The sequence below is a fragment of the Ideonella dechloratans genome (assembly GCF_021049305.1).
In the GTDB taxonomy this organism is placed as follows: Bacteria; Pseudomonadota; Gammaproteobacteria; order Burkholderiales; family Burkholderiaceae_C; genus Ideonella; species Ideonella dechloratans.
Genome location: NZ_CP088082.1, coordinates 272,245 through 288,118 on the forward strand (window position 1 = coordinate 272,245; position 15,874 = coordinate 288,118).

Sequence of the window (15,874 nt, forward strand, 5' to 3'; positions counted from 1 at the left end):
ATTCCGACCATCGGTCCAAGAGTTTCTGTCAGCAGTTCAGGAGTACAAGATGGGCAAAAAGGGCTGGAGCATGCGCGCTCAGCTGTGGGGAGGCTTTGGCAGCTTGGCGGCGCTGTGCCTGCTGGTGGCGGCGACCGCCATGTGGGGGCTGCACGATGTGCACAAGACCTTCTCAGGCTATTTCTCGGGCGTGGACCGGCGCGCCGCTGCGGCGGCACAGCTGGGGCAGGCGATGGAAAAGCGTGCCATCGAGGCGCGCAATGCCCTGTTGGCGGGCGACGATACCGGCCGACAGGCCGCCTTGAGCCACGCGCAGGCGGCCCATGCGGAGGTGCAGAAGCATCTGGCGCAGTTCCAGGCCCTGGTCCGGGAGGGGCAGGACATGTCCGACGTGGCCAGGACCAAGGCGCAGGCCTTGATGGACGTGGAGGCCAGCTACGCCCCGGTGGCGCTGGGCATCCTGGATCTGACAGCCCGTGGTGAGCATGACGCGGCGGTGCGCAAGCTCAATACCGAATGTGTGCCGTTGTTGGCGCGTCTGGACACGGCCCTGGAGGAGTACCAGGGGCTGACCGAGGACCGCCGGCTGTCGCTGATCTCTGGGGCGATGGAGCAGGTCGAACAGCTGCAGGCGGGTTTCTCTGCGCTGGCACTGCTGTCCCTGGGGCTGTCGATCGGCCTGAGCGTGTGGGTCGTGCGGCGCCTGCTCAATGCACTGGGGGCCGAGCCCGCTGTGCTCAGCGCGGTGGCGCGCCGGGTGGCGGAGGGCGATCTCAGCCAGTCCCATTCTGGGCCCGTGCCGGCCGGCAGCGTGATGGCCTCGATGCAGCAGATGCAGTCGGGCCTGGTGAAGCTGATCGGCGCGGTGCGTCAGAACGCCGAGAGCGTGGCCGCAGCCTCCGCGCAGATCTCCACCGGCAGCCATGACCTGTCCAGCCGCACCGAGACCCAGGCCTCGGCGCTGGAGCAGACCAGTGCCCAGATGGACGAGATGAACGGCAGCGTGCAGAGCAGCGCCCAAGGGGCCCGCGAGGCCAATGGTCTGGCCGGCGACACGGCGCAAGCCGCCGCTCGCGGCGGTCAGGTGATGGGCCGGGTGGAGGACACCATGCGCGACATCGCCCAGTCCAGTGCCCGCATCTCCGACATCATCGGCGTCATCGACGGCATCGCCTTCCAGACCAACATCCTGGCGTTGAACGCGGCCGTGGAAGCGGCCCGCGCCGGCGAGCAGGGCCGCGGCTTCGCGGTGGTGGCCAGCGAGGTGCGCAGCCTGGCGGGTCGTTCGGCCCAGGCCGCCCGCGAGATCAAGACCCTCATCGCCACCTCGGTGGAGAAGGTCGATGCCGGCAATCAGCTGGTGAGCGAAGCCGGCGAGGCCATGCGCGACATCGTCGGGCGGGTGGAGAAGGTCAATGCGCTGATCCGTGACATCGATCAGGCCACCGAGCACCAGGCCTCGGGCATCCGGCAGATCAACGAGGCGGTGGGCATGCTGGACCAGGGCACGCAGCAGAACGCCGCGATGGTGGAAGAGACCGCCGCGGCCGCCGAGAGCCTGCGCCGTCAGGCGGCCGAGATGCAGGCCCTGGTGGCCACCTTCCGCCTGGCGGCCTGAGGCCTCACTTCACCTCGATCACGAACTCGCTGCGCGGGCGGCGCACTTTCTTGAGGTCGACCAGCCAGTCGCCCTCGGCGGCGCGGTAGCCCAGCGGCAGGATCACGACCGAGCGCAGGCCCTTGTCCTTCAGGCCCAGGATCTCGTCCACCTTGTGGGGCTCGAAGCCTTCCATCGGGGTGGCGTCCACGGCTTCCTCGGCTGCGGCGATCAGCGCGGTGCCCAGGCCGATGTAGGCCTGGCGCGCGGCGTGCTGGAAGTTGTCCTCCGGGCTGCGCAGCGGGTAGGTGGACAGCAGCTTCTGGCGGTAGGCCTCCCAGCCTTCGCTGCGAAAGCCCCGTTCCTCGTTGACGAGGTCGAACATCGCGTTGATGCGCTCGGGCGTGTAGTGGTCCCAGGCGGCGAACACCAGCAGGTGCGAGCCGTCGGTGATCTGGGCCTGGTCCCAGGCGTGGGCGCGGATCTTGGCGCGCACCTCGGGGTTGGTCACGACCAGCACGGTGTAGGGCTGCAGGCCGCTGGAACTGGCGGTCAGGCGGATGGCCTCGAGGATGCGGTCAACCTTCTCGGCGGGCACGGCACGGGCCGGGTCCATCTTCTTGGTGGCGTAGCGCCACTGGAGTTGGGTCAGCAGATCGGACATGGTGGAAATGGGAAGTTGGCTCGATGCGGCCGAACCTTCGGCCGCGGTGCGCGCCACTGTAGCCCGGGTGGCGATCTCCCCGTGGTTCACCCTGGGGGTGGGCTTGTGCTAGGTGGCAGGGGGCCCGCCGGATGCGGGCTGTCAAGCCTTGACAGCGCCGGCCGATCGGGGGTGAGCCTCGGCGCACGGTCGTGCTGTTTTTTGCGGCAATCCAGGGCGACTCCTGGCCTGACAAGGGCTTGCGCGGGCCCTCCCGGGTTTATCCACAGGCTTGTCCAGCCCGGCTGTGGAGTGGACGGGCACCCCCGCCGAACGGGCTGCCGTTTTTTGCGGCAATGTGACAGAAGCGCTTTCGAATCAAGGGCTTGCAGGCACGGGTCAGGGCTTTTCCACAGGCTTGTCCCTGTCGGATGTGGAACATCCCGCAGGCCAATTCCCAAGTGATCTACTCGGCTTTTCGGGGTCCGGGGACGGGCATCGGGATGAAGATGGGGCGATGAACCTTGGCTTCTTTGCCCCTTTGGGCGTCGGCCTGTGTCTGGCGGGCAGCCTCACGGCCTGTGCCCAGCCGGCGGTGAGCCCCGCGCTGCCGGACTGGCTGTCGCAGCGCATCGCCGTCTTCGAGCGCGCCCCCGCGGACGCCGAGGCGGTGGAGATCCTCGCCTTGCCCCATGCAGGCGGCACCGCCTATCTGTTCATGGCGCCTTGCTGCGACCAGTTCAACGTGCTGTACGACGCGCAGGGCCGCCGCCTGTGTGCGCCCTCGGGGGGCCTCACCGGCCGCGGGGACGGGCGCTGCGAGCCGCCGCCGGTCCTGTCCTCGGCCCGGCCGGTCTGGCGCCAGAGGGCGACCGGGGCGAGTGCACCGGCCCAGCCTTGACACCGCCGACCTGGTGCCGCCGCGGCGTCTTCAGTTGCAGCCCTTGGGCGCGGCCGGGTCGAAGCTGAAGCCGGCCGCGTACTGGAGGGACTGGTCCAGGGTCTGGAACTGCTGCAGCAGCGGCACCGTGCCCGTCGGGAAGGCGGGCAGTTCGATGCGCGGCTCGGTGAAGTCGTACACCGTGGTGTCGAAGCTGTCGTGCTTGGCCAGCTCGGCGCATTTGAAGGCGGCGCCGGCAGAGGTCTGGGCCAGGTAGACGCCGGTGTTGGACGCCAGGTTGGTGGCCAGGGCCAGCTGGGTGCCGCCCAGCCAGGCCAGTTGGGCATAGACCGGCTTGGCCGTGGGGTTCTTGGTCGAGCTCAGCACCGTCTGCGGGGTGCTGTACCACTGGCGGGTGAGGGCGTCGCGCCGGTTGACGTAGAGGTTGCCGGCATCGGTGAAGGCGGCGAACACATTGCCCACACCGTCGACCACCGTGCTGAAGTGGCTGGACATCGGGTCGCCATCCGGCGTGCCCGAGAGCATCAGGGTGGGGCTGTTCCAGGCCAGGTCGGCGCCCCCCTTGAGCTTGCGTTCGGTCCAGTAGATGCTCGGGCCGTAGCTGAACAGCATGCCGATGCCGCCCGGCAGGGTCACCAGGCGGGCGCTGCGCTTGTCATAGCCGAAGGGCGCACTGGCGTTGACGTCGCCGAAGTACTGCTTGGCGCTGGCCCAGGTGCCCTTGTCGGCCGATTTGCGGTAGGCCACGATGCCGACATTGCCGGTCGTGGTGTCCTCCTGCACATAGGCCACCCAGGTGTTGCCGTTGCCATCCACCGTGAAGCTCGGGTTCACCGCGTTGTAGCTGCTGGCCACGCGCGGCACCTTTTCCACGGTGAAATTCGACCAGCTCTTGCTGGCGGGGTCGTAGGTGGCGGTGGCCAGGCGCACCAGGCCGTCGTTGCACTGGTAGACCACGGTCAGCACATTCCCGTCGAGCGCGCTGTCCGAGACGCTGTTGCCGTCGGTGTAGCCCAGCTTGCGCTGCTGGGTCCACACCAGCCCGTCGTCGGAAGACTGCAGGTTCAGTGCGGCGCTGGAGCCGCTCTGGCCTGACAGATTGGCCACGATGTGGAAGCGTCCATCGGCCGTGACGAACAGGTGGCGCTGGTGCCGGTAGGAGATCAGCCGCTTGGCTTGGCTGCTGAGCGTGGTCTGGTTCACCTGGGACACCGCATGGGCCGGCGCGGCGAAGGCGCAGGTCAGGGCGACGGCACAGAACAGGGCGGCGGGGCGGAACTTCAAGGCAACCTCGTCAGCGGCAAAGAATGGGCAAGCGACAGATTAACCAGCCGCGCCCCCCCTGCGTGTGTCCGACCGGCGTGGGTGGCCCCCTTGGTCTAGGGGGAACCCTGGCACAAGCCACGGCCGGAGCGGCAGGAAGTCACGGTCGGGCGCGGCGGCTGTCAAGTCTTGACAATCGTGGCCGGACCGCCGCCGCCGGGCAGGCTGAGCTGCCTACTTTTGAGGCATTCCGTCGGAGTTCCCGGGCTGACAAGGGCTTGCGAGGGCCCTCCCCGGCTTATCCACAGGCTTGTGCAGCGCCGGTGTGGACCGTGTCCGGCATGGCCCGTCCGGGCCTGCCAATTTTTAAGGCAATGTGACGGAAGATGAGCGAAATCAGTCACTTGCGAGCGCAGGCCACGGCTTGTCCACAAGCTTGTCCAGTCCGGATGTGGATCGCACGTCCACTTCAATCCTGACTGCCGAGAAAGGGTATTGGTGTGGAATGCCCTAAAATATAGCGTGCGATCAAAAAACCTTTCCGCCCTGCCTTCGGCCCTGGCCGTGCCGCCACGGCTGGATGACCAGCTGTGCTTCGCGGTGTACTCCACCATGCTGGGGCTCAACAAGATCTACCGGCGTCTGCTCAAGCCGCTGGAACTGACCTACCCTCAGTACCTGGTGATGCTGGTGCTGTGGGAACAGGACGGGCTGACCGTCTCGCAGATCGGTGAGCGGCTCTTCCTGGATTCGGCCACCCTGACGCCTCTGCTCAAGCGCCTGGCGACGCAGGGCGTGCTGGAGCGCCAGCGCGCCGAACGGGACGAGCGCCAGGTGCTCATCCACCTGACCGACAAGGGGCGCCAGCTGGGCGAACTGGCCAAGGGCATCCCGGCCTGCGTGGGCGAGGCAACGGGCTGCTCGCTGGACGAGGTGGTGCGGCTGCGGGAAGCCCTGGTGCAGTTGCGCAGTGCACTGGCGCGGGGCGACGGCGCACTGGCCGCCGCGCAATGCAAGGAGTGATGGCCATGAAGTCACCTCAACCTCTGCGACAGGGCGCGGGCCTGCTGGCGCTGTCGGCCGTGCTGTGGCTGGCCGGCTGTGCCACCTGCGGGCTGGACCCGCAGGTCGCCCAGACGACCGACAGCGTGCGCGCCCAGTTGGGCGAGCCCACCGAAGCCTGGCCGCACAGCGATGGCAGCCAGCGCTGGACTTACTGGTGGGGCGCCTACGGGCGGCAGACCTGCATGGCGGACTTCGACGCCCAGGGCCACATGCAGAAGGTCGAGAACGTGCTGGACGAAGCCCATTTCCTGCAGGTGCGCCCGGGCATGACCCAGGCCCAGCTGCGGGAACTGCTGGGCCCGCCCTCCTGGATCTGGCATGTGCAGTACCACGACCAGACGGTGTGGTCCTACCGCTATGTGAATCCGTTCTGCGACGTCTTCCATGTGGGGCTGACCCCGGCCGGCATCGTGGAGGACAGCGCCCACGGGCTCGACCCGATCTGCGACCACGAGGATCGCCATTGAGGCTGCGGCGCACGCCGCAGGACAATACGAGGTTTTTGCCGCCTGACCGCGCCCGCCCGGGTGCCGGGTCAGGCGACGGAGCGAGACACCCATGACCGTGCAGTGGTTCCCCGGACACATGCATGCCACGCGCAAGGCCATCGGCGAGCGGCTGAAGGCCGGCATCGACGTGGTGATCGAGTTGCTGGACGCCCGCCTGCCGGGCTCCAGCAGCAACCCCCTGCTGGCCGAAATGACCCGCGGCAAGGCTGCGCTCAAGGTACTCAACAAGCAGGACCTGGCCGATCCCGAGCGCACCGCGCTGTGGCTGGCGCACTTGAACGCCCAGCCGGACACCCGCGCCATCGCCCTGGACGCCAGTGAGCGCGCGCCCGCCCAGCGCCTGGCCGCCGCCTGCCGGGAACTGATGCCCCACCGCGGCGGCATGGACAAGCCGCTGCGCATCCTGATCTGCGGCGTGCCCAACGTGGGCAAGTCCACGCTGATCAACACCCTGGTGGGCAAGAAGGCCACCAAGACGGGCGACGAGGCCGGCATCACCAAGAACGAGCAGCGCATCAACCTGGACAAGGGCGCCTACCTCTTCGACACCCCCGGCATGCTCTGGCCCAAGATCATCGTGCCCAAGAGCGGCTTTCACCTGGCCGCGGCCGGCTCGGTGGGCCACAACGCCTACGACGACGAAGAGGTGGCGCTGGAGTTGCTGGAGACCCTGCAGCCCGACTACCCCGGCCTGATCGAGGCCCGCTACAAGCTGCCCGCCGGCACCGCCGCGCTCAAGGCCGAGGCCCTGCTCGAAGCCATCGCCCGCCAGCGCGGCGCGGTGCAGGCCGGCGGCCGGGTGAACCTGGCCAAGGCCGCCGAGCTGGTCATCAACGACTTCCGCACCGGCATCATCGGCCGCCTGACCCTGGAGACACCGGCAGGCTTCGCCGCCTGGCAGCAGGCGGCGGAGGTGGTGGAAGCGGCCCACCAGGCCCGCAAGCAGGCCATGCAGCAGAAGCGCCGCAGCGAGTGGCGGGGCGAGCGGGCGGGCGGCGGCGACTGAAGCCTTCGGCGGTGCCGTCGACGGGAACCCGGGTCCGCGCGCTTGCCATCCGAGCAGGCCCGCGCTGTTCTCAGGGCAGCCAAGCCAGTTTGGTGAACAGCTGCTGGTTCGCCACGGCGAGCACCAGAACACGATTGGCAAAAGGCACCAGGCGGAGCGACGTGATGTTCATGCCTGCATCCCCGACGTCCGACAGGCTGAGCAAGATGGGGGTGACTGTTTGAGAAGTCAGCGCGCCAGCGTTCGATGCCAGGGTGCTGAGCGTCACTGAACTGGCACTGCTGATGGAGAAGTGATCGCTCTCCATCACCCAGGAGGCATCGGCTCCGTTCAGAAACTCGGCGCAGCCCGAGCATCTGGGCAGCGTTTGCGCATCCAGGCTGCTGTTGCCGTTGGCGATGACCGGGTTGAGGTCGGTGTCGAGCAGCACGCCGAGTGTGGGTGCCTGGCCCGTGCCTGCATTCGCGAGCCCTTGCCAGAAGAGGCCGGTCGCATCAGCTTTGGCCAGCAGTGTCAGCCCCGTCACGCTGCCCGAGTTGAGCGCGAAGTCGGCTTGCTTCTGGAGGCCCGCGTCGGTGACGGACGCCAGTCGGAGGGTGGTGCCCGCATCCGGGAAATAGGCAACCCGTGCCGTGCCGCCGGCTGCCGACAGCGAGCGCAAGTCAAAGCCCGTGGTCGCCAGCGTGTTGACTGATTGCAGGGTGGTTTCGTTGGCCAAAGGCACGCCGTGGGCATCAAAAGGCTGAATGAACATGTCGGTCACCCAGCCGCTGGTACTGATGGAGGACCGGACCATGGCCAGCCAGAGCTGGGAGCCATCGCTCGCGATCTGCAGTTGAGAGATCCGGTTGCAGAGCGTCTGACCTGGCGCGGGCGGAATGTCGACCACCTTCGGGAAGTCGCCTGCGGCCTGGACGCCTTGGGCGTCAAACAGGAAGATGTTCAGCTGGCAGCCATTGCCACTGGAATCCGAAGCCTGGACTGCCACCAACTGATTCCCCAGCGCATGGAAGCCGCTGGTCGGCACGCCGGTGTAGAAGTTCGTCTGGGTAACCTGTCCGTGGATGTCGACGCTGCTGATGGCCGTGTAGGTGGTGGCCTGGGTGTTAGTGAAACTGCCCACCAGAATCGCATGGTCGGAGAAGGCGACCGCCGCATTCACGGATTGAAGGGCTTGGCCGGCGGCCATGGTGGCAGTGCTCGGAATGAGTGCGGTGGCAGCGGGGGTGGCTCCGAAACCTTGTGTGATGCCGTCGAAATTCGTGAGCACCTCTTCGAAGACCTCGTCGCTTGAATCCGTGACCGGGATCGTGAGATTCTGTTTGACGATGCCGATACCCGGCGCATACCAGCTGGATTGCAATCCGGCCTGGAGCGTTTCGGAAACAGCGCCAGTCGACGAGAGGGTGACCCTGACCAGGAACACCGTGTCCACGCGCACCGCGTGCTCGACGATGCCGTTGGGCATCGAGACATCCTCCGCGCCCACGACAATGCGGTAGACGCCGACCTCGCCCGAATCATTCTTGCCATCACCGTCCAGGTCCTCGCCGATGTCGGTGACCTGCTGATCCATCAATGTGACCTGGTCGTTCTGGCGGACCGGCGAGCGCAGTTCGGGGTAGGTGATCTGCTGCGGGAGATCGGACAGCAGTGCGCGCGCTGAACTGTTGATGATGCTGCCATTGCTCAGGCTCAGCGTCACCGAATCGGTGCCCACATCGAAGGCATTGCTCGACGTCTCGGTGAACGTGCCGCCTTGCGCCGTCTGCGTGACAGCGTTGGTGTACCTCGTGCTGCTGCCGTCCAGCGTGTGGATTCCGGCGTAAGTCCAAGTGGCTCCGCTGATGAGGGGGCGCAGGCTGGTTGCGTCGGCGGTCAAGATGTCGCCCAGCGGCGGTGCCTCGGGCACGATGCTGCTCGTCGGTTCGGATCCACCGGTATTCGATCCGTCGCTTCCACTGGAGCCACCTCCGCCGCAGGCGACAAGAAGTGAAAACAAGCCGACTGCGCCCCACAGGCGTACTGCGCGAAATGCCATCTTTCCCTCCCTGAGATGGCGGCGAATTCTAGGAGGCCGATGTCTCAATCCACTGCGATGGATGAGATCCATCCTCTCATTCAAGCACGCACCTTCGTGGAGAAGACCTTGAGGCTGTGCGTGCGCAGCCTTGACTTGCTCAGCGCGGAGAGGCGCAGGCCAGCCTGCGCGCCCCCGCCACGCAGCCGATGACGGCCAGGGCTGTCACTTGCATCAGCCAGGTCACTTGCTCGTGCAGCAGCAGGGCCGCCAGCATCAGCCCCAGGAAGGGCTGGAGCAGTTGCAGCTGGGCGACGGCGGCCACGCCGCCGAGTGCCAGGCCGCGGTACCAGAAGACGAAGCCCACCAGCATGCTGAAGACGGACACATAGGCCAGGCCCAGCCAGGCCGGGGCCGTGACGCCCGCCACCGTGGCCGGTGCGCTGAGCCAGGCCAGCGGCAGCATCACGGGCAGCGCCAGCACCAGCGCCCAGGAGATGACCTGCCAGCCGCCCAGGCGGGCGGTCAGGCGTGCGCCTTCGGCATAGCCCAGACCGCAGGCGACCACGGCCGCCAGCATCAGCGCGTCGCCCACCGGTGCCGCGGCAACACCCTGGGCCAGCGCATAGCCGCCGATCAGGCTGCTGCCCAGGGCCGACACGCCCCAGAACGCGGGGCGGGGGCGCTCGCCACCCCGCAGCACCGCGAAGATGGCCGTGGCCAGGGGAAGGGCGCCGATGAACACCATGGCATGGGCCGAGGTGATGTGCTGCAAGGCCAGGGCGGTGAACAGGGGAAAGGCCACGACGCAGCCCAGGGCCACCACGGCCAGGGGCAGCAGGTCCTGGCGCGCGGGGCGGCGTTGGCGCCCCGCCCACAGCAGGCCGGTGGCCAGCAGCGCGGCGATGACGGCCCGCGCGCCGGTAAGGAACACCGGGTCGAACGCCATCACCGCCAGGCGTGTGGCCGGCAGTGAGCCGCTGAAGATCACCACCCCCGCCAGTCCGTTCCACCACCCCTGCGTCCTGCGCTGCACCGTCGGCTCCTGCTTGTGTCCTGCCGTGTTTATCGCCGGATGCTGTTGTCCAGGCCACCCACAGTGCCATACAGTTCGAAGAAACTGTGATGCTTCAGATGCCGGTACGGTTGACCATGAACCTCCCATCCTCCGCCCAGCCGAGCACGCGCATCGGCGATGTGATGCGCCTGATCCGGGGTCGCATTGCCGCGCGCAGCCTGACCCCGGGCGAGAAGTTGCCGTCCATCCGCGCCCTGGCCGCGTCGATGCAGCTGTCCACCTCCACCGTGGTGGAGGCCTACGAGCGGCTCGGGGCCGAGGGGGTGATCTGCTCGCGCCCGGGGTCCGGGTTTTTCGTGGCGGGCCCGCTGGCGCCCTTGTCGATGGCCGAGATCGGCCCGAGGCTGGACCGTGCGGTCGATCCGTTCTGGGTCTCGCGGCAGTCGCTGCAGGCCGATGACGCCATGCTCAAGCCCGGCTGCGGCTGGCTGCCGCCGGATTGGCTGCCGCAGGCCTCCTTGCGTCGCGGCATGCGCCAGCTGGCGCGGGCTGAGGAGAGCACCCTGGCCGACTACGGCACGCCCCTGGGCCTGGCGCCCCTGCGGCAGCTGCTGGCGCGGCGGATGGCCGAGCGCGGCGTGGAGGCCAGCGCGGACCAGATCGTCCTGACCGATTCGGGCACCCATGCCATCGACCTGGTCTGCCGCTTCCTGATCGAGCCGGGCGACACCGTGCTGGTGGACGACCCGTGCTACTTCAACTTTCTGGCGGTGCTGCGCGCCCACCGTGCCCGCATCGTCGGGGTGCCCATGACGCCCAGCGGGCCCGACCTGGTGCATTTCGAACGGGCCATCGCCGAGCATGCGCCGCGCCTGTACATCACCAACGCGGCCATCCACAACCCCACCGGCGCCTCGCTTTCACCCGTCACGGCGCACCGCGTGCTGAAGCTGGCCGAGGCGGCCGATCTGACCATCGTCGAGGACGAGGTCTTCGCCGATCTGGAGCCGGTGGTCGCCCCCCGCCTGGCCGCCTTCGACGGCCTGCAGCGGGTGGTGCAGGTGGGCAGCTTCTCCAAGACGCTGTCGGCCGCGGCCCGGGTGGGCCATGTGGCCCTGCGGCAGGACTGGGTCGAGGGCCTGGTGGACCTGAAGATCGCCACCAGCTTCGGCAGCAGCCAGCTGTCCTCGTCACTGGTGCTGCAGGTGCTCCGCGATGGCAGCTACCGCAAGCATGTGGAAGGCCTGCGGCTGCGCCTGGCACGCGCGGCGGTCGAGGTGGGCGGCCGCCTGAAAGCGCTGGGCATCCGCCCCTGGCTGGAGCCGCAGGCCGGCATCTTCCTGTGGTGCCAGCTGCCCGATGGCGCGGACGCGGCGGCCCTGTCGCAGGCCGCCCTGGCCCAGGGCCTGGTGCTGGCGCCGGGCAATGTGTTCAGTCCGACCCAGTCGGCCCCGGACTTCATGCGTTTCAACGTCGCCCAGTCGCAGGACGAACGCCTGTTCGCCTTCCTGCGTCAGGCGCTGGGCCGCAGGACGCGCTGATCGCTCACCCCCTGGCCTTCAAGCCAGGTCCGTGTCTCCGGCCGGTGGCCACGAACGCACGGGCAGCCGGGCTCTGGGCGTGGCGTGCAGGTGGGCCCGCGTGTAGGGGTGTTCGCGGCCCGACAGGGCCAGGGACAGGCGGACCACCAGCGAATGGGTGACCGGCGGCGGCGCCCAGGCCACCCCTGCGGCCAGCCACAGGGTCAGGCCCAGCGGGGCCAGGCCCACGGCGGTGCGCAGGGCTGCCTGTGCGGGCCAGCGCGTCGGCAGCGCGGCCACCACCCAGGCGGCCAGGCTGCCCCCCAGCACGAAGCCGGCGATGGCCTCCGACACGGAATGGGCGCCCACCTCCACCCTGGAGACGGCGATCAGCGCCGCCAGCGCCGCACCCGCCAGTGCACCACCCCAGCGGCCGCGGCCGAACAGGGCCAGCGCGCAGGTGGCCAGCAGCGGAATGTCCACACTTGCCGCGTACATGGAGTGGCCGGAAAAGCCGGTGAAGTCCAGCGCCGCGATGCCCCACCCGAAGCCCAGGAAGGCCACCTTGCTGACCGTGGTGACCAGCGTGCCCAGGCCCAGCGCCAGGGCCCAGCGCAGGGCGGCGGCGCGGCTGTCCTCGCGCTGGGCCAGCAGCAGCAGGGCCAGGCCGGCGGCAGGCAGCAGGATCTGGGCTTCGCCCAGGCGCGTGATCAGGAGCCAGAGGGTCATCGGACGGTGATGTGCGTGTTGCAGCGCATCATAGCCAGTCAGCGGGAAAGTTCACGAACGCGTCCTCAAGGGTCAGCGAAATCTGACGAATACAGCAGCGTCGCCTCTCTGTGTCAGGGCGCGGACCAGCCGTATCGAGAGACCATTTCATGCGCATCAATCTTCCCGTGACCCAGCGTGAGCAGGACTATCCAGACGGGCTCATGCTGGTGTCCACGACGGACACGCAGGGCCGCATCACGCATTGCAACGAAGCCTTCGTCCGGATCAGCGGCTTCAGCTACGAGGAACTGCTGGGGCAGCCCCACCACATGGTGCGGCATCCCGACATGCCGCCGGAGGCCTTTCAGGACATGTGGCGCACCATCGGCCACGGCCGGCCCTGGAGTGGGGTGGTCAAGAACCGCTGCAAGAACGGCGACCACTACTGGGTGCTGGCCAACGTGACGCCGGTGTTGGAGAAGGGCAAGCCGGTGGGCTACATGTCGGTGCGCCTCAAGCCCACGCGCCAGCAGATCCAGGAGGCCGAGCAACTGTATGCCCGGCTGGCGACCGAGCGCGAGTCCGGGCGCCGCACCATCAAGCTGCACGCTGGCGGTGTGCGGCGTCTGGGCTGGCGCAATTGGCCCGCCATGCTGCATCGGCTCACACTCAGCCAACGCCTGGCGCTGATGCTGACCGGGCTGTGCCTGGCCGAACTGCTGCCCCTGGCGGCGGGCTGGGGCTGGGCCCAGGGCTGGGTGGGGGCCGCGCTGCATGCCGGCCTGGCGCTGGGCATCTGGGCCTGGTTTCACGGCTCGATCGCCTTGCGTCTGCGGGAGGCCAGCCGCCTGGCCGCGCACATGGCCGGCTGCAATCTCACGGCCACGGTTGATTTCGATGGGCGCCACCCGCTGGGCAAGCTGATGCGACGGCTGTGGCTCATCAACCTCAACACACGGGCCATCGTCGAGGACGTGCGGGCCGAGGTGCGGGGCATGACCCAGGCCACCCGCGAGATTGCCGCGGGCAGCCACGACTTGTGCGGGCGCACCGAGCAACAGGCGGCGAACCTGCAGGAGACCGCCTCCACCATGGACCAGATCCACGGCAACGTCGCGCAGACGGCCCAGGCCGCCGATCAGGTGATCCGCCAGAGCCATGCCGCCGGGGAGGTGGCCGAGCGCGGCGGGCAGGCCGTGGGTGCTCTCGTGCAAACCATGCAGAACATCGAGGCGGGCTCGCGGCGCATGTCGGAGATCGTCCAGGTCATCGAAGGCATCGCCTTCCAGACCAACATCCTGGCACTCAATGCCGCGGTCGAGGCGGCACGGGCGGGTGAGTCCGGCCGCGGCTTCGCGGTGGTGGCCGGCGAAGTGCGCCAGCTGGCCGGTCGTACCGCCCAGGCCGTGCGCGAAGTCAGCGAGCTCATCGGCGCCTCCCATCAGCAGGTGGACGACGGTGCGCGCAGTGCGCGTTCGGCCGAGCAGGTGATCGGTGAGGTGATTCAGTCCGTTCTGAGCGTGAGGGACCTGGTGACCGAGATCACCGGCGCCACGCGCGAGCAGTCCGAAGGCATCGCCCAGGTCAATCAGGCCATCGCGGTGATTGACCAGGCCACCCAGCAGAACGCCGCGCTGGTGGAACAGACGGCGGCAGCCTCCCATGCCCTGGACCAGCGCGCTGACACTCTGATCCGTTCCGTCCAGATCTTCCGCGCCGGCACGCTGGCTTGATGCGCATCGGGCCGGACAAAAAAAGGGCCCCGCCGAAGCGGGGCCGAATATTGGAGGAGTCAGTGGCTCGAAAGCCATTCCCATAACGCAGGGAAAGGGCGATGCGTTGACGGGCTTCCCGGGGTCGCCGGTCGGCCCGCCCGCGGCATGGGGTCAGGTGTTGGCGATGCGCTTGCCGACGATGTGGATCACCTGCACCGGCACCTCGGTGGTGTCGGCCAGGGCCATCGGCGTGGCGGCGGCCTGGGCCAGCTGCACGTCGCGCACCTGGTGGTCGGCGATGCGGGAGACGCCCCCCAGCAGGCTCAGGCAGGTCACGAACGCCAGGCCCAGCAGGCCAGCGCGGGTGGAGGCGGTCGAGGCGGTGAAGGCGGTGTTCATGGCGTGGCTCCTGGGGTTGGCGGCGGTGCCGTCGTGTTGCGTTGGGATGGACTGTAGGGAGCCCCTCCCAAGGCCGCCATGCGCTTGCGACGAAGCGCGCCAGGGCGTGGATGAACGGTGGCCGGTGCCGACGAATGGGGCCGCTGAATGGAGCCGGTCCCCAGGCCTTCAGCCGAGGGCCAGTCCGCTGGCGGCGGCCTGCGTCAGGGCCCACAGGGCGACGGCCCCCAGCAGGGCGCCGGAGATGCGGTTGATCCGCCGGCGCCAGACGGCGTCCAGCCGGTGACGCAGCCGGCCTACGGTCCAGGTCAGCATCCACCACCACAAGGCCGATCCCAACCCCACGCCGACCACCATCCACAGCGGCGACAGCGGGCGTGCCGTGCCGCCGGCCAGGGCGCCGAACACCGCCAGGAAGGAGAAGATGGTGGCCGGGTTGGACAGGGTCAGCAGAAAGGTGCCGGCGAAGTTGCGCAGCAGGTCGCCGCCGGTGGCCAGTTCGGCCGCCTGCTCGGCCACCGGCTGGCGCCAGGTGCGCCAGGCCATCCAGCCCAGCACCGCCGCGCCCACCAGCGACAGCGGGCCGCGCAGGCTCACCAGGGCGCCGATGACCAGCTGCACGCCAAAGGCCCCCAGGGCACCGTAGCAGGCATCGGCCGCGGCGGCGCCCAGGCCGGTGGCCAGGCCGGCCCGCCGGCCCTGCGCCAGGGTGCGCTGGATGGTCAGCAGGCCGATCGGCCCCACCGGGGCGGCGATCGACAGGCCCACGAGCACAGCCTGGGCGAAGGTCAGCAGAGAAGCGGTGTCCATGCCAGCATGGTAGGGGGCCGTCCTGCATGGACTCCAGTGGCAAGATGAGGCCGAAGCTTCGATCAACTTGCGATTTTTCAGGTGAAACATGGCCAACGCCGAAACAGCCCCCGCCGTGCAGCTGGATGACAAGGCCTGGGCCCTGCTGCAGGCCCTGCAGGCCGACGGGCGGGCGCCACTGAAGGTGCTGGCCGAGGCGGCCGGCCTCTCGCTGCCGGCCACTGCCGAGCGGCTCAAGCGCCTGCAGGAGGCCGGGGTGATCCGCGGCGTGCACGCGGTGCTGGAGCCCGCTGCCCTGGGTTACGGCGTGCAGGCCATCGTCGGCATCCATGTGCCGCAGCCGGGCAAGCGGGCCCTGCTGGACACGCTGCGCGCCCTGCCCGAAGTGCTGGAATGCCACCACGTCAGCGGGGCCGATTCCTATCTGATGACGGTGGTGGCGCGCAGCCTGCAGGACCTGGAGCAGCTGCTGGCGCACATCAACGGCTTCGGCGAGACGCGCACCTCCATCGTCTTCTCCACGCCCATTCCCCGGCGGGGGCTGCAGGCCCCGCGCACCTGGTGCGACGACGACCGGCCTTGAGCGTCCGCGCCCGAGGTGCTTCCCCCGCCCTTCCGTCCTTCCGAATAGGGGGGTGGGGGTTGTGCCCGACGGGGAACAGTTCTCGTCCCACCTATCATCCGCCGGTTGTTTTAA

15 protein-coding genes are annotated in these 15,874 nt (G+C 68.7%); 8 read left to right on the plus strand and 7 right to left on the minus strand.

Going from position 1 to position 15,874, the window contains the following annotated elements; translation table 11 throughout:
* Positions 1-70: 70 nt before the first annotated feature.
* A complete protein-coding gene (locus LRM40_RS19195; RefSeq protein ID WP_231067914.1) occupies positions 71-1,618 on the plus strand; it encodes a methyl-accepting chemotaxis protein in 1,548 nt (515 codons plus the stop codon).
* Positions 1,619-1,622: 4 nt separating this feature from the next.
* Here the strand turns inward: LRM40_RS19195 and LRM40_RS19200 are convergent, their stop codons facing one another.
* Complete coding sequence (locus LRM40_RS19200; RefSeq protein ID WP_151123254.1) at positions 1,623-2,261, minus strand: NAD(P)H-dependent oxidoreductase; 639 nt, start codon at positions 2,259-2,261, stop codon at positions 1,623-1,625.
* Positions 2,262-2,757: 496 nt separating this feature from the next.
* On the opposite strand from LRM40_RS19200, the gene LRM40_RS19205 reads away from it, so the two are divergent.
* Entirely contained in the window at positions 2,758-3,141 is a 384-nt protein-coding gene (locus LRM40_RS19205) for a DUF6970 domain-containing protein (RefSeq protein WP_151123253.1), read from the plus strand.
* A gap of 30 nt (positions 3,142-3,171) precedes the next feature.
* On the opposite strand, the gene LRM40_RS19210 is transcribed toward LRM40_RS19205, so the two are convergent.
* Positions 3,172-4,425 carry a hypothetical protein gene (locus LRM40_RS19210; RefSeq protein WP_151123252.1) on the minus strand — a complete coding sequence of 418 codons (1,254 nt, stop codon included), beginning with the start codon at positions 4,423-4,425 and terminating at the stop codon, positions 3,172-3,174.
* A 591-nt stretch (positions 4,426-5,016) separates the two neighbouring features.
* On the opposite strand from LRM40_RS19210, the gene LRM40_RS19215 reads away from it, so the two are divergent.
* The 3 genes from LRM40_RS19215 to ylqF all read left to right on the plus strand — a co-directional run bounded on the left by LRM40_RS19215 (position 5,017) and on the right by ylqF (position 6,984).
* The gene (locus LRM40_RS19215; protein WP_151123266.1) at positions 5,017-5,427 is read left to right on the plus strand and encodes a MarR family transcriptional regulator; all 411 of its coding nucleotides are present in this window, start codon (positions 5,017-5,019) and stop codon (positions 5,425-5,427) included.
* A gap of 5 nt (positions 5,428-5,432) precedes the next feature.
* Entirely contained in the window at positions 5,433-5,936 is a 504-nt protein-coding gene (gene bamE, locus LRM40_RS19220; RefSeq protein ID WP_170288815.1) for an outer membrane protein assembly factor BamE domain-containing protein, read from the plus strand.
* Between the two features lie 91 nt (positions 5,937-6,027).
* A complete protein-coding gene (gene ylqF / locus LRM40_RS19225) occupies positions 6,028-6,984 on the plus strand; it encodes a ribosome biogenesis GTPase YlqF (RefSeq protein WP_151123250.1) in 957 nt (318 codons plus the stop codon).
* Positions 6,985-7,054: 70 nt separating this feature from the next.
* On the opposite strand, the gene LRM40_RS19230 is transcribed toward ylqF, so the two are convergent.
* On the minus strand, positions 7,055-9,025 hold the full coding sequence (locus LRM40_RS19230) for a hypothetical protein (RefSeq protein WP_151123249.1): 1,971 nt from the start codon (positions 9,023-9,025) through the stop codon (positions 7,055-7,057).
* A gap of 139 nt (positions 9,026-9,164) precedes the next feature.
* Positions 9,165-10,040 carry a DMT family transporter gene (locus tag LRM40_RS19235; RefSeq protein ID WP_211372952.1) on the minus strand — a complete coding sequence of 292 codons (876 nt, stop codon included), beginning with the start codon at positions 10,038-10,040 and terminating at the stop codon, positions 9,165-9,167.
* A 116-nt stretch (positions 10,041-10,156) separates the two neighbouring features.
* On the opposite strand from LRM40_RS19235, the gene LRM40_RS19240 reads away from it, so the two are divergent.
* Entirely contained in the window at positions 10,157-11,563 is a 1,407-nt protein-coding gene (locus LRM40_RS19240) for an aminotransferase-like domain-containing protein (RefSeq protein ID WP_151123247.1), read from the plus strand.
* A gap of 18 nt (positions 11,564-11,581) precedes the next feature.
* Here the strand turns inward: LRM40_RS19240 and LRM40_RS19245 are convergent, their stop codons facing one another.
* Complete coding sequence (locus LRM40_RS19245) at positions 11,582-12,271, minus strand: phosphatase PAP2 family protein (protein WP_151123246.1); 690 nt, start codon at positions 12,269-12,271, stop codon at positions 11,582-11,584.
* A gap of 149 nt (positions 12,272-12,420) precedes the next feature.
* Between LRM40_RS19245 and LRM40_RS19250 the strand changes: the two genes are divergently transcribed.
* Positions 12,421-13,986 (plus strand): methyl-accepting chemotaxis protein, encoded by a 1,566-nt coding sequence (locus tag LRM40_RS19250; RefSeq protein ID WP_151123245.1) that lies wholly within the window; start codon positions 12,421-12,423, stop codon positions 13,984-13,986.
* A gap of 153 nt (positions 13,987-14,139) precedes the next feature.
* On the opposite strand, the gene LRM40_RS19255 is transcribed toward LRM40_RS19250, so the two are convergent.
* Both LRM40_RS19255 and LRM40_RS19260 read right to left on the minus strand, forming a co-directional pair.
* Positions 14,140-14,367 (minus strand): hypothetical protein, encoded by a 228-nt coding sequence (locus LRM40_RS19255; RefSeq protein ID WP_151123244.1) that lies wholly within the window; start codon positions 14,365-14,367, stop codon positions 14,140-14,142.
* Positions 14,368-14,535: 168 nt separating this feature from the next.
* Positions 14,536-15,177, minus strand: a complete 642-nt coding sequence (locus LRM40_RS19260; protein WP_151123243.1) for a LysE family translocator — start codon at positions 15,175-15,177, stop codon at positions 14,536-14,538.
* A gap of 88 nt (positions 15,178-15,265) precedes the next feature.
* Between LRM40_RS19260 and LRM40_RS19265 the strand changes: the two genes are divergently transcribed.
* Positions 15,266-15,760 carry an Lrp/AsnC family transcriptional regulator gene (locus tag LRM40_RS19265; RefSeq protein WP_211372951.1) on the plus strand — a complete coding sequence of 165 codons (495 nt, stop codon included), beginning with the start codon at positions 15,266-15,268 and terminating at the stop codon, positions 15,758-15,760.
* The last annotated feature ends 114 nt before the right edge of the window (positions 15,761-15,874 follow it).

Coding starts and splice junctions, on each gene's coding strand:
- LRM40_RS19265 (WP_211372951.1), top strand. CDS start 15,266: ATGGCCAACGCCGAAACAGCCCCCGCCGTGCAGCTGGATGACAAGGCC.
- LRM40_RS19205 (WP_151123253.1), top strand. CDS start 2,758: ATGAACCTTGGCTTCTTTGCCCCTTTGGGCGTCGGCCTGTGTCTGGCG.
- LRM40_RS19240 (WP_151123247.1), top strand. CDS start 10,157: ATGAACCTCCCATCCTCCGCCCAGCCGAGCACGCGCATCGGCGATGTG.
- LRM40_RS19250 (WP_151123245.1), top strand. CDS start 12,421: ATGCGCATCAATCTTCCCGTGACCCAGCGTGAGCAGGACTATCCAGAC.
- LRM40_RS19200 (WP_151123254.1), bottom strand. CDS start 2,261: ATGTCCGATCTGCTGACCCAACTCCAGTGGCGCTACGCCACCAAGAAG.
- LRM40_RS19260 (WP_151123243.1), bottom strand. CDS start 15,177: ATGGACACCGCTTCTCTGCTGACCTTCGCCCAGGCTGTGCTCGTGGGC.
- bamE (WP_170288815.1), top strand. CDS start 5,433: ATGAAGTCACCTCAACCTCTGCGACAGGGCGCGGGCCTGCTGGCGCTG.
- LRM40_RS19195 (WP_231067914.1), top strand. CDS start 71: ATGCGCGCTCAGCTGTGGGGAGGCTTTGGCAGCTTGGCGGCGCTGTGC.
- LRM40_RS19215 (WP_151123266.1), top strand. CDS start 5,017: ATGCTGGGGCTCAACAAGATCTACCGGCGTCTGCTCAAGCCGCTGGAA.
- LRM40_RS19230 (WP_151123249.1), bottom strand. CDS start 9,025: ATGGCATTTCGCGCAGTACGCCTGTGGGGCGCAGTCGGCTTGTTTTCA.
- LRM40_RS19245 (WP_151123246.1), bottom strand. CDS start 12,271: ATGACCCTCTGGCTCCTGATCACGCGCCTGGGCGAAGCCCAGATCCTG.
- LRM40_RS19255 (WP_151123244.1), bottom strand. CDS start 14,367: ATGAACACCGCCTTCACCGCCTCGACCGCCTCCACCCGCGCTGGCCTG.
- ylqF (WP_151123250.1), top strand. CDS start 6,028: ATGACCGTGCAGTGGTTCCCCGGACACATGCATGCCACGCGCAAGGCC.